The 12,546-nt window shown below is 60.9% G+C and carries 10 protein-coding genes; 6 read left to right on the top strand and 4 right to left on the bottom strand.

The genetic code is table 11. From position 1 onward, the window contains the following. The first annotated feature begins 229 nt into the window (after positions 1–229). Positions 230–706, top strand: coding sequence for a transcription elongation factor GreA (gene greA, locus J2Z31_RS25075; protein ID WP_071015293.1), 477 nt, complete (start codon positions 230–232; stop codon positions 704–706). 86 nt (positions 707–792) lie between these two features. Beyond that, complete coding sequence (locus tag J2Z31_RS25070) at positions 793–1,842, top strand: glycosyltransferase family 4 protein (RefSeq protein ID WP_209605782.1); 1,050 nt, start codon at positions 793–795, stop codon at positions 1,840–1,842. Positions 1,843–1,844: 2 nt separating this feature from the next. Here J2Z31_RS25070 and J2Z31_RS25065 read toward each other — a convergent pair whose 3' ends face one another. The 3 genes from J2Z31_RS25065 to J2Z31_RS25055 form a co-directional block, all read right to left on the bottom strand. Further along, positions 1,845–2,867, bottom strand: a complete 1,023-nt coding sequence (locus J2Z31_RS25065) for a glycosyltransferase (RefSeq protein ID WP_209605779.1) — start codon at positions 2,865–2,867, stop codon at positions 1,845–1,847. Between the two features lie 102 nt (positions 2,868–2,969). Then, positions 2,970–3,782, bottom strand: coding sequence for a glycosyltransferase family 2 protein (locus tag J2Z31_RS25060; protein WP_209605860.1), 813 nt, complete (start codon positions 3,780–3,782; stop codon positions 2,970–2,972). Between the two features lie 114 nt (positions 3,783–3,896). Beyond that, positions 3,897–4,367, bottom strand: a complete 471-nt coding sequence (locus J2Z31_RS25055) for an Lrp/AsnC family transcriptional regulator (protein ID WP_209605777.1) — start codon at positions 4,365–4,367, stop codon at positions 3,897–3,899. Positions 4,368–4,798: 431 nt separating this feature from the next. Here J2Z31_RS25055 and trxB point away from each other — a divergent pair, with 431 nt between their 5' ends. From trxB to J2Z31_RS25035, 4 genes are all read left to right on the top strand, one after another. Next, on the top strand, positions 4,799–5,773 hold the full coding sequence (gene trxB / locus J2Z31_RS25050) for a thioredoxin-disulfide reductase (protein ID WP_209605775.1): 975 nt from the start codon (positions 4,799–4,801) through the stop codon (positions 5,771–5,773). A gap of 155 nt (positions 5,774–5,928) precedes the next feature. Continuing rightward, entirely contained in the window at positions 5,929–6,825 is an 897-nt protein-coding gene (locus J2Z31_RS25045; protein ID WP_209605773.1) for a LysR family transcriptional regulator VtlR, read from the top strand. A 714-nt stretch (positions 6,826–7,539) separates the two neighbouring features. After that, entirely contained in the window at positions 7,540–8,523 is a 984-nt protein-coding gene (locus J2Z31_RS25040) for a transglycosylase SLT domain-containing protein (protein ID WP_209605771.1), read from the top strand. Positions 8,524–8,601: 78 nt separating this feature from the next. Continuing rightward, positions 8,602–9,537, top strand: coding sequence for a glycosyltransferase family 2 protein (locus J2Z31_RS25035; protein ID WP_209605769.1), 936 nt, complete (start codon positions 8,602–8,604; stop codon positions 9,535–9,537). A 113-nt stretch (positions 9,538–9,650) separates the two neighbouring features. Here J2Z31_RS25035 and gyrA read toward each other — a convergent pair whose 3' ends face one another. Then, complete coding sequence (gyrA, locus tag J2Z31_RS25030; RefSeq protein WP_209605767.1) at positions 9,651–12,434, bottom strand: DNA gyrase subunit A; 2,784 nt, start codon at positions 12,432–12,434, stop codon at positions 9,651–9,653. Between the last annotated feature and the right edge of the window lie 112 nt (positions 12,435–12,546).

Below are 12,546 nucleotides of genomic sequence, written 5' to 3'. Positions count from 1 at the left end.
TCGCTGTAGCACCTTGATTTGCTGCATATCCTTCTCCTTAAATTGAGGTCGCCTTACGGAGGCATGCAGTAGCGGCCCGACTGAAAAATCTGGCAAAGCAGATCGGCTTTCTGCTATAAGGGCGGTTCGGATGTTTCGGACGGTTCCGGTGCTTTGGCTCCGGAGGCCGTTTTCTTTTGCGTAGGCGCCGCCGAAAGGTGGCGCCGTGTGCTTGATAAAGGGTAACAAAATGGTCGACAAAGTTCCGATGACCCAGGGTGGATTCGTCAATCTGCAGGAGGAGCTGCGCTGGCGCCAGCAGGAAGAACGCCCGAGAATCATCGAAGCGATCGCCGAGGCTCGCGCCCATGGCGACTTGTCGGAGAATGCCGAATATCACGCCGCCAAGGAAGCGCAGAGCCATAACGAAGGCCGCATCTCGGAGCTCGAGGACCTGATCGCCCGGGCTGAAGTCATCGATCTTTCGAAGATGTCCGGCTCGAAGATCAAGTTCGGTGCCAAGGTCAAGCTTGTTGACGAGGACACCGAGGAGGAAAAGACCTATCAGATCGTCGGCGATCAGGAAGCCGACGTGAAGGCCGGCCGCATTTCGATCTCCTCGCCGATCGCCCGCGCGCTGATCGGCAAGGAAGTCGGGGACTCGATCGAAGTCAATGCGCCCGGCGGCTCGAAGGCGTACGAAATCCTCGCCATCCACTGGGGCTGACCAGCCTTCGGGGCGGGCACATTGGCTTGCCCCACCTTCTCCCTGCATCATATTGTTGTCGTCGCATGCGCGAGGAGAGCGCTTACGTGGTCGATATCCGCGACATCGAGATCATCGCGCCCAATTTCAAGCGTCGTCTCTCCGGCGTCACTTCGACCATCATCCAGCTTGTCCCCGTTCAAAGGGCGCTCGGCCAGAAAATCGCGGTGCTCGGCCCAGGGCTGCCGGCAAGCCTGCCTTCCATCCGGTTTCGCGACCTGATGCAGCTGTGGCAGGCGCCGGCGGGGCGTACCTGCCGCGTATGGCACGCGCGCCGCAACGTCGAGATGCTGCCGGCGATTCTGCTCCGCGATCTCCTGCGCATGAACATCCGGATCGTTTTCACCTCCGCTTCTCAGCGGCGGCATACCGGTTGGAGCAAGTTCCTCATCCGCCGGATGGACGCGGTGATTGCCACGAGCGGCAAGACTGCCGGCTATCTCGATGTGCCGAACACGGTCATCCTGCACGGCATCGACACAGGACGCTTCCATCCGCCGCCTGACAAGGCCGAGACGAAACGCGCGCTCGGCCTCGATCCTTCCAAGCGATATGCCGGATGCTTCGGCCGGGTGCGTCACCAGAAAGGGACGGACCTTTTCGTCGATAGCATGATCGCCCTCCTGCCCGGCCGGCCCGATTGGTGCGCAATCGTGGCGGGACGGGCGACCGGCCCTCACCTCGCCTTCGAAGCTCAGCTGAAGGAACGCGTCGCCAAAGCCGGACTCTCCGACCGTATTCTCTTCGTCGGCGAACACACCGATATTCCCGACTGGTACCGGGCTCTCGACCTCTTCATCGCGCCGCAGCGCTGGGAGGGCTTCGGCTTGACGCCGCTGGAAGCGATGGCGAGCAGCGTGCCCGTCGTCGCCACCGATGTCGGCGCATTTTCGGAACTGATCGCCGACCATACCGGTCTCCTCATCCCTGCCGCAGACTTGAAAGCAATGGTCGACGGCGCCGCCGCATTCATGGACGACCCGGCGCGGCTTGCCGCTGCCGGCGCAAACGGACTGGCACGGGTCTCGCAAAACTTTGCGATCGAGGGTGAAGCGCGGGCGATCGGGGCAATCTACGAAAGCTTGATGCGCAAATGATTCTAACGCTTTGACGCGAACAATTTCAGATAGGCGTCAGTGACCGCGTCTTTAGAAAACTGACCAACGAGCGTCTCGTGCCCTCGCTCCGCGAGTCGAGCGCCGAGTGCCCGGTCATTTGCGATCCGCTCGATCGCACGCGCAAAACCGTCGGCATCGCCGATGTCCACCATCAGACCGTTCTCGCCATCCTGCATGAACCATTGCGGCCCTTCGGATCGGCTCGACACCACCGGTCGCCCTTGGGCCCAGGCTTCAAGGATGACGTTGCCGAGCGGTTCGTGAGTGGAAGGCATGACGAATATGTCGGCGGCGGCGAGGAAAGGTCGCGAGTCTTTCTGCCAGCCCGCGAAGCGCACCCGATCGGCGACGCCGAGATCGGCCGCGAGCTTTTGCAGGTTCTCCTGCTCCTCGCCGTCGCCGAGCAGCCAGAGATAGACGCCGGACAGCTTGCGCATGGCCTCGATCAGGGTGTGGAATCCCTTGCGATCGACAAAGCGCCCCATCGACATGACGAGCGGCGCGTCAGCGGGCGTGTGGAGCGTTTCCCTCGCTATGGGCCGCACCCGTTCGGTACTTGTAAAATTGGAGATGATCTCGATGTCCCGCTTCCAACCGAGCTTGCGAACATGGTCGGCTATGCCCGGAGTGTTGCAGACAAGACAGTCGGAATTCTTGAAATAGTCGAGGCGCGGCGGATAGTCGCCGAGACGGGAAATCTTGATGCAGCCTCTATAGGCTGGCATGAGCTCGCTCGCCCGCGGCGCCCAGGCCATGAGCGCGTCCGGCTTGTCGCGCTCGGCCATGCGCCTGACCTTCAGCGGCAAAAGTAGACGATCGAGCGACAGGTTGCGGAAGTGGCTTTCCCCGATGCGGCTGGCGCCCTCGATTTCCCGGCGCCAGATACGGCCTGGCCGGATGATGGATGTCTGCTCGACGCCGCGTTCGGCGAGCGCGTTGACGAGATGCACGAAGAAGCGCTCGGCACCGCCGTCTTTGCCGAAATGGAAGTGAATGACCTTCATCTATGCCGCACGTGACGTTTCGAGGCCGACAGCGCCATTCGCCCTTTAGGACGCGCGAGAGACGCTGTAACTCTTTCGGTTCCGAATTTTCGGGCCGATGCGCTAGCCGGAAAACGCATCATCGATGTTCGGGCGCGTTTTCAGCGCGTGCCGCTGATAGAGCTTCGCCGCTGTCAAAAATGCATAAACCGCCCCGGTGGCCGCCTGGATGAAGCCGGGAAAACCGCAGCGCCAAAACCCATTGCGGAAGTAGAGCCGACAAAAATAGAGCGGCGGACCGAAAAGCATCTTATAGGGCCGCGGCGGTTTTCCCTCCGCGAATTGCTGATCCGCCTTCAGTGTCGAATAGTTGTTTTCCTTGAGGATCTGCTCGTCGATGATCAGCGGCCGATAGTGCAGCAGGCTGCCGCTCCTGGCCGCACCGACCTTGCCGTCGGGAACGATGCCTTCGTGGACTTTCTGGCGGAGGTCGTAGCGACCGCGACCCTTTCGGATCAGGCGTAGATTGCGACGTTCGCGGGCCTTCTCGGGCGTGTAGCCGTAGCCGATCAGATAGGGGCGGCGCGCCACCTTCCAGCCGGCGATATCGTCCGGAGCTTCAAGAAGCGAAGGCATCAGAGCCTTGAGCGGCTGGTCGAGCCGTTCGTCTGCATCGATGTTGAAGCACCAGGGCTGAGTGCACTGGTCGAGGGCGAACTGCTTCTGCCCGGCATAGCCACGCCAAGGCTCGTGGATGAACCGGATGGGCCAACCGCTCTTGATATAGGACTGAACCAGTGTCGCCGTTCCGTCCTTCGAGCCGGAGTCGACGATCACGATTTCGGCGCATTGCTCGAGGCTCTCGATGCAATTGCCGAGATAGGTCTCTTCATTAAGGCAGATGATGAAGGCGGAAAGCGGCAGTTTCGGCCCCACAGGGTCGCCCCTTCGCGCCAAGTTCGGTATGTCCGGGCTGTCGTCCTGCTGATGTTTCAATTCGTTCCGCCTGGCAAACGTCGCATGGAAACCGAAGCTGTTCTCGCTCGCGGCCTAGATTTCGACCTGGCAGGCGTCCTTTACCTGGCGGATCGTCAACATTGTCCGCACCGTATCGACATTGTCGGTCGCGGTGAGTTCTTCAATAACGAAATCCTGAAAGCTCGCAAGGTTCTCCGCCACGCATTGGAGGAGAAAGTCGGATTCGCCGGAGACCATCCAGGCTTCACGGACGAGCGGCCATGATGCCGTGCGGGCGGCGAAGGCTTTGAGATTGGCATCGGACTGATGTTTGAGGCCGACCATGCAGAAGGCGACCAGATCGTAACCGAGAGCGGAGGCATTCAGGAGGGCGCGGTAGCCGCGAATGACGCCCGCTTCCTCGAGCTTGCGGACACGCCGCAGGCACGGCGGCGCGGAGATACCCACACGTTCGGCAAGCTCCACATTCGTCATCCGGCCGTTGTTCTGCAGTTCCCGCAGGATCTTCATGTCGATGGCATCGAGGTCGACACGTATGGCCATTACCGATATCCCCATTGTGCAGGCCCCGCACGGGCCCCAGCTGCCCACATAGATAGCTCCGCCGCGCGAAGAAAGTCGTCGTCCGTCGCCGGACACGCGGACGCCTCGGACTGCGTGCGTGACCCCGCGTGGTTTACACGTAACGGCGTTCCGAAACGAGGGTGCGGGACATGCATGCACAAGAAGATTGCCATCCCCTCGCCTCTCCTCGCCGGCAACAACACCGCCTCATCGGCAACTTTCCGGCAATAGCGTCGGAAAATGCGCGATCTGGTGTCAAAATCCTGGTGCAGACCCAACCACTTGTGTGTATCAGCGAGGGTGCCCTTGAAAGTCCGGGCTGTGAATACCTAAAGTATGGCGATATTTCGCCAGCATCGAACCGCACCGGAGGTCGCTCATCGGTCTTCCGGCGAATTAAGGACAAGCGCATGACCGCTCGCCACACCAAAGTGCTGATCATCGGCTCCGGCCCCGCCGGCTACACGGCCGCGATTTATACGGCGCGCGCCATGCTGTCGCCCGTACTTATCGCCGGCATGGAGCAGGGCGGACAGTTGATGATCACCACGGATGTGGAGAATTATCCCGGTTATGCCGATCCGGTGCAGGGGCCCTGGATGATGGAGCAGATGCTGAAGCAGGCAACGCATGTCGGCGCGGAGATCATCAACGACATCGTGACCGATGTCGACATTTCCGCCCGTCCCTTCCGCATCAAGACGGATAGCGGCGCCGACTGGACGACGGACGCCTTGATTATTGCGACTGGCGCCAAGGCGAAATGGCTTGGCATCGATACCGAGCAGACCTTCATGGGCTTTGGCGTTTCCGCCTGCGCCACCTGCGACGGCTTCTTCTATCGCAACAAGGATGTGATCGTAGTCGGCGGCGGCAACTCCGCCGTGGAGGAGGCGCTTTATCTCTCAAACCTCGCCAAGACGGTAACGGTCGTCCACCGCCGTGATGCGTTCCGGGCGGAAAAGATCCTGCAGGAGCGTCTTTTCGCCAAGCCGAACGTCAAGATCGTGTGGGATCATGAGGTGGTCGAGTATCTCGGCGCGCCGGCGAAACCGCCAATGCCGGCCTCGGTCAACGGCGTGAAGCTACGCAATACGAAGACCGGTGAAGTTTCCGAAATGGCGACCGACGGCGTTTTCGTCGCGATCGGTCATGCGCCGGCCGTGGAACTCTTCAAGGGCAAGCTTCGTCAGAAGCCGAACGGCTACCTGTGGACCGCGCCGGATTCGACCGCGACCGACGTCCCGGGCGTCTTTGCCGCCGGCGACGTCACCGACGACGTTTATCGTCAGGCCGTGACGGCCGCGGGGATGGGCTGCATGGCAGCACTCGAGGCGGAGAAATATCTGGCGGGTCATATGCCTGTCGCAATCGCAGCCGAATAGAAGCTGCAAATCGGGACTGCGCCCTACTGCGACCTTACGCGTCTGTTAGGACGCGCGGCGATGTGAGGCGCCGTTCCGGGTGGGAACAGAGACGCATCGCTAACGCCCGGAGGATGCCGCCCGGTTTCTCCGAGCGATCCTTATTGGGGGACGTTATGTCGCTAGACTGGGACAAACTTCGCATTTTCCATGCGGCGGCCGAGGCCGGCTCGTTCACGCATGCGGCGGACAAACTCCACCTCTCGCAATCTGCCATCAGCCGTCAGGTCAGTGCGCTCGAGCAGGATGTCGGCATCAAGCTGTTTCATCGCCATGCTCGCGGCCTCATTCTGACCGAGCAGGGCGAAATGCTCTACCGCACCGCACACGAGGTGCTGATGAAGCTCGAAAGCGTCAAGGCGCAGCTGAGCGAGACCACGGACAAGCCGGCCGGCAAGCTGCGCATTACCACCACGGTCGGTCTCGGCCAGGGTTGGCTTACGGACAAGATCCAGGAATTCATGGCCCTTTATCCCGATGTGCAGGTGCAGCTCATTCTCGATAACGAAGAACTGGACGTGAACATGCGGCATGCCGATTGCGCGATCAGGCTGCGCCAGCCACAGCAATCGGACCTGATCCAACGCAAGCTGTTCACGGTTCACATGCATATCTATGCGGCGCCGTCCTATATCAACAAACATGGCGAGCCGCATTCGCTCGAAGAGCTGGACAACCATCGGATCATCACCTTTGGCGAGCCCGCGCCGAACTATCTGCTCGACGTCAACTGGTTGGAGATCGCCGGTCGCGATCCGGACAATCCGCGTGTCTCGCATCTGCAGATCAACAGCCAGACGTCGATCAAGCGCGCCTGCCTGCTCGGTATCGGAATAGCCATGCTGCCGGACTACATCGTCGGCCGCGACCCGGGCCTCATCCAACTCCCGATCAGTGCCGAGATCCCCTCGTTCGACACCTATTTCTGCTATCCGGATGAAATGAAGAATGCCGCGAAGCTGAAGGTCTTCCGTGACTATATTGTCGCCAAGGCCAGAAATTGGAACTTCTAAGGGCGGAGCCGTTTGCTTGATTTCTTGGCAGCGGCGCCCCGGCGGGACAAGGGGCGCTGTAACCCATTGAAATCACGCATCCTGATTTCCGAAAATCGGTTCCGGCATTCGGGCCGATCGCCGGCGCAAACTAGTGTTCGCCGCAAAAATGTGCAGGGATGCGCACACGGCATGGCTGGCATGCATATTAAATGATTGCTCCCCGCCCAAAAAAACAGCATACCTGCACGCAGCTGATGCATCTTTGGTGGCTTCTCCTCCCAGTGCCACCGCAGCAGCTGTTCCCCTCTGGAGGTTCTAATTACCTTCACAACTACGGGCCCAAGTTTTCTTGCGGCCCTCTTTTTTTGCCTGCACGCGGCACAGCCTTCAGTTGCGAGAATCTGATCGGCGGCTATTGAAAGCCAACCGGACGCTTCCCATATTGGTTATGGCTGTTGCATTGGTGGCTTTCTCCTCCCCGGCCGCCGCAGCAGCTGTTCCCCTCTGGAGGTTTCTGAACCTTCACAACTGATAGGGCCCAAGTCTTCTTGTGGCCCTCTTTTTTTGTCCTTGAGCAACGGATCCACGAGGGAAATAAAGACGAATTTCGCTTTTGGCTGGATTTCACATGCTCTTGATCCTGCAGCGGCCTCGTCGGACCGAAAGCGCGCGGGTTCCTCGTTCCCGCTGAAGATGCTATCAATATACCATCGTTCGTCGCTGAGTAGCCGCATGGTCGATCAAGGCAGAGCGGGCGGATGCCGCATCTGGTTTAACCGAATGGGACGTCTGGCGCGCACTGCCGTAGCCGCGGTATCGCTCGTGGCGCTTGCTGTCGGCGAAACCGGCGTCGCACATGGGCGTCCCGATGTGCCGGCTGCTCCGCAAAAATGCCTCTATGCAGGTGTCTCCGCGGCAGACCCATCTGTGCGGCTGTGCATAAGCCGCGAGAATTTTGCCAAGGATGTCTGCGGCATCATCGAGCACTATGCGCTTAGGAATAACCTGCCGGCGCCGTTTTTTGCGCGATTAATCTGGCGCGAAAGCCTGTTCCAGCCGGATGCGGTCAGCCCGAAGGGCGCCGAGGGGATAGCGCAGTTCATGCCGGGGACGGCGAAGCTGCGGGGCTTGTCGAACAGTTTCGATGCGGTCGCGGCGCTTGGAAAGTCCGCGGAATACCTGAATGAGCTCAAGCTCCGCTACGGCAATCTTGGCTTTGCTGCCGCTGCCTACAATGCCGGCGAAGCGGGGCTCGAGCGTTTCCTCAAGCGCGATTCACTGCCCCACGAGACTCGGGACTACGTGCTGGCGATCACCGCGCACCCCGTCGAGGATTGGCGAGACAATCCGCCGAAGTCGCTCGATCTGGCGCTCGACAAGGAAAAGAGCTTCCTCGATGGCTGCGTCGCGCTTGCGAGCACGCGACGGCTCAGAGAGATCGTTGTCGCCGAAGAGGCAATCTGGGCGCCCTGGGGCGTTCAATTGGCGGCACACTTCCAGAAATCGGTCGCGCAGCGACTGTTCCTGAACTCGGTCAAAAAACTGCCGGCGCCGATCAATGGCGAAAAAGCGATACTCGTTCGGGAACGCAACGCCAGCTTCGGGGCGAGAAGGCGCTACGCCGCACGCATTGGCCGCGAGACACGCGCCGAGGCCAATACATTATGCGCCGCGATTCGCCGGAGCGGCGGCTCCTGTCTGGTCGTCAGGAACTGATCTGCAAATTGACCGGCCTGCAGAATTGATATATTGACAGATCACCTACTCATAGTTGTATTTGCCCAAGAGGGTGGAATGATGGACGTGGCAGTGATCATTCCCTTTTATCAGGCCGAAACCGGGATCCTGACGCGAGCTCTCGACTGCATATTCCGTCAGACCTACAAAGACGTGCTGGTTCTCGTGGTGAATGATGAAAGCCCCTTGTCGCCGGTCGCAGAGGTCGAGTCCCGCCCCGAAAGCGAGCGAGCCCGCATAAGGGTCATCTCACGCAAGAACGGTGGACCGGGAAGTGCACGAAACACTGGCCTCGATTGCGTTCCCCCGGAGGCCCGTTACATCGCCTTCCTGGATTCCGACGACGTCTGGACCGAGCATCACCTGCAATATGCCATCGAAGCGCTCGGGCGCGGCTACGATTTCTATTTTGCCGATTATACCTGGCCATCGCGCAGTTCGACGCGTCTCACCCAGACGCGCCTGACCGAGTTCGGCAGGAGACTGGATGACGAAGGAAGGCTTTTCGCCCTCGAGGCCGATTTCTTCGAGATCATCCTGACGACATGGCCGGTGCACATTTCGGCAACAGTGCTCGACGCGCGCGCCCTTGGGAGCGTCCGTTTCGACGACCGCCTGCGCGTGTCGTCAGAGGACCAGATGTATTTCCTCCAATGCGCCTGCCGAACATCAAAGATATGTTTTCGCAATGAGGTGACCATGCGCCTCGACGACGGACTGAATGTCTTCCGCCGGCAGCCGGTCGGTACACGGGGATTTTCAAGGAGCCGGATTTCGAATGCCTATTTCCACCGGCTCGTCCAGCCGCTCGCCGAGGCACGGTCTCCCGCTGCGCGGGCAAAGAACCGGGAGTTGTTCAAAACCAATGTGCGGGATTTCGCCCGCTCCGAGGTGAAATCCCTTCTATTCAACCGGCGGGCACATCTTTCGCTTTATGGTCCGGCCTGCCGTGTCTTTTTCGGCCCTTCCCTTCCTGACGCCTGTCCCTTGTAGGCCGGGCTGCCGGCAGGCTCGGGAACTCCCCCGCTGTTCAAGCAAGAGCCGCTGAAGCGCCGCGTGTCTGTCAGACCCGCGGCGCTTCAGCACTGGAATTGTCGAAGCCTCGATCAGTCTCCGGCGTCAGCCGGCGGTTCGGCCACGATCGCTTCGCCGGCCGTGACGATCTCCTCGATCTCGTCTTCGCCTTCCGGCTCGCTGATCCGTTCAACCGACACGACCTTCTCATCCTTGGCGGTGGAGAAGATGGTGACACCCTTGGTCGCACGGCTTGCCAGGCGGATGTCGTGGACCGGCACGCGGATCAGCTGACCGCCATCCGAAACGAGCATGATCTGGTCGTTGTGCTCGATCGGAAAAGCCGCGACGAGCTCGCCGATCTCGGCCGTTTTCGACGTATCGGTAGCGCGAATGCCCTTGCCGCCTCGGCCGGAAGTGCGGAAGTCATAGGAAGAAGAGCGTTTTCCGAAGCCCTTCTCGGAGACCGTCAGCACGAACTGCTCGCGGGCCTTGAGCTCCTCGTAGCGCTCGTTGGAGAGTTCGCCGCCATTGGTGACCTCCTCACCGACGAGCACGATCTCTTCGTCCTCGCCGGTGGCGGCGCGGCGTTCGGCGGCCGACCGCTTCAGATAGGCAGCCCGCTCCCACGGTTCGGCCTCGACATGGCCGAGGATCGCCATCGAGATGATGCGGTCGCCGTCGGCCAGAGAAATGCCGCGCACGCCGATCGAGTTGCGGCCCGCGAAGACGCGGACATCGGATACCGGGAAGCGGATGCACTGCCCGCATGCGGTCGTCAGCACCACGTCGTCGAATTCCGTGCAGGTATCGACCGACAGGATCTCATCGCCCTCCTCTTCGAGCTTCATCGCGATCTTGCCGTTGCGATTGACCTGCACGAAGTCGGAGAGCTTGTTGCGGCGCACGGTGCCGCGCGTGGTCGAGAACATGACGTCGAGGTTTTCCCAGGTCGCCTCGTCCTCGGGCAGCGGCATGATCGTCGTGATGCGTTCGCCGGGCGCCAGCGGCAGCATGTTGATCAGCGCCTTGCCGCGCGATTGCGGCGTGCCGATCGGCAATCGCCAAACCTTCTCCTTGTAGACGATGCCGCGTGAGGAGAAGAACAGAACCGGCGTGTGGGTGTTTGCGACGAAGAGCCGCGTCACGAAATCCTCGTCGCGTGTCGCCATGCCGGAGCGCCCTTTGCCGCCGCGGCGTTGCGCGCGGTAGGTCGTCAGCGGCACGCGCTTGATGTACCCGAGGTGCGACACGGTCACCACCATGTCCTCCCGGGCGATCAGATCCTCGTCGTCCATGTCCGGGCCGCCATCGGCAATCTCGGTGCGGCGCGGCGTGCCGAATTCGTCGCGAACGGCCACAAGCTCATCCTTGACGATCTGCATGATCCGCAGCCGAGAAGACAGAATCTCGAGGTAATCCCGGATTTCCTCGCCGATCTTGTTGAGCTCGTCGCCGATCTCGTCACGGCCGAGTGCGGTCAGGCGCTGCAGACGCAGGTCGAGGATGGCACGGGCCTGTTCCTCGGAGAGATTGTAGGTGTCGTCCTCGTTGATCCGGTGGCGCGGATCGTCGATCAGCCGGATCAGCGCGTCGACGTCGCGTGCCGGCCAACGCCGCTCCATCAATTGCTCGCGCGCGCTCTGCGGATCGGGCGCGTGGCGGATGAGCTTGATCACTTCGTCGATATTCGCGACCGCAATGGCGAGACCGACCAGGACGTGCGCCCGCTCGCGCGCCTTGCGCAGCAAGTATTTCGTTCGCCGGCTAACGACATCTTCGCGGAAGGACACGAAAGCGCGCAGCATGTCGAGCAGCGTCATCTGCTCCGGCTTGCCGCCGTTCAGCGCCACCATATTGCAGCCGAACGAGGTCTGCAGCGGCGTGTAGCGATAGAGCTGGTTGAGGATGACCTCGGCGTTGGCGTCGCGCTTCAACTCGATCACGACCCGGTAGCCCTGGCGGTCGGATTCGTCACGGAGATCGGAGATGCCCTCGATGCGCTTCTCGCGCACGAGTTCGGCCATCTTCTCGATCATCGTCGCCTTGTTCACCTGGTACGGGATCTCGGTGATGATGATCTGTTCGCGGTCGCCGCGCATCGGCTCGACATGGGCGCGGCCGCGCATGATGACCGAACCGCGGCCGGTCTCGTAGGCCTGGCGAATGCCGGCGCGGCCGAGGATCAGTGCACCGGTCGGGAAGTCCGGACCCGGTATGATCTGCATCAGCTCCGGCAGTTCGATTGCCGGATCGTCGATCAGCGCGATGCAGCCGTTGATGACTTCGACGAGGTTGTGCGGCGGAATATTGGTCGCCATGCCGACGGCGATACCGCCAGCGCCGTTGACCAGCAGGTTCGGGAATTTTGCCGGGACAACCACCGGCTCCTGCAGCGTGCCGTCATAGTTATCGCGGAAATCGACGGTCTCCTTGTCGAGATCGTCGAGCAGCGAATGGGCCGCCTTCTGCAGCCGGCATTCCGTGTAGCGCTCGGCCGCCGGCGGGTCGCCGTCGACGGAACCGAAATTGCCCTGACCGTCGATCAGCGGCAGCCTCAGCGACCAGTCCTGCGCCATGCGCGCCAGCGCATCGTAGATCGCCATGTTGCCGTGCGGATGGTATTTACCCATCACGTCACCGGTGACGCGGGCGCATTTGACGTATTTCTTGTTCCAGTCGATGCCGAGCTCGCTCATCCCGTAGAGGATGCGCCGGTGAACCGGCTTCAGTCCGTCGCGCACATCGGGAAGCGCGCGCGAGACGATCACGCTCATGGCGTAATCCAGGTAGGACCGCTGCATTTCCTCGATGATGGAAATCGGCTCGATGCCTGGCGGATTCTTTCCGCCGCCGGGAGTGCTTTGTTCAGTCAATGTCGATCACGATCTTTGTTCAGAATCAATCGGTTTTATATAGCCGAATGCGGCTTGAAGCACCATTTTGGTGCAACGTTTTGAACAGTCTTTCAGCGCCGGAACCGGCTTT

It is taken from the genome of Sinorhizobium kostiense (genome assembly GCF_017874595.1).
Lineage (GTDB): Bacteria > Pseudomonadota > Alphaproteobacteria > Rhizobiales > Rhizobiaceae > Sinorhizobium > Sinorhizobium kostiense.
This window is presented reverse-complemented; position numbering and strand designations above follow the sequence as displayed.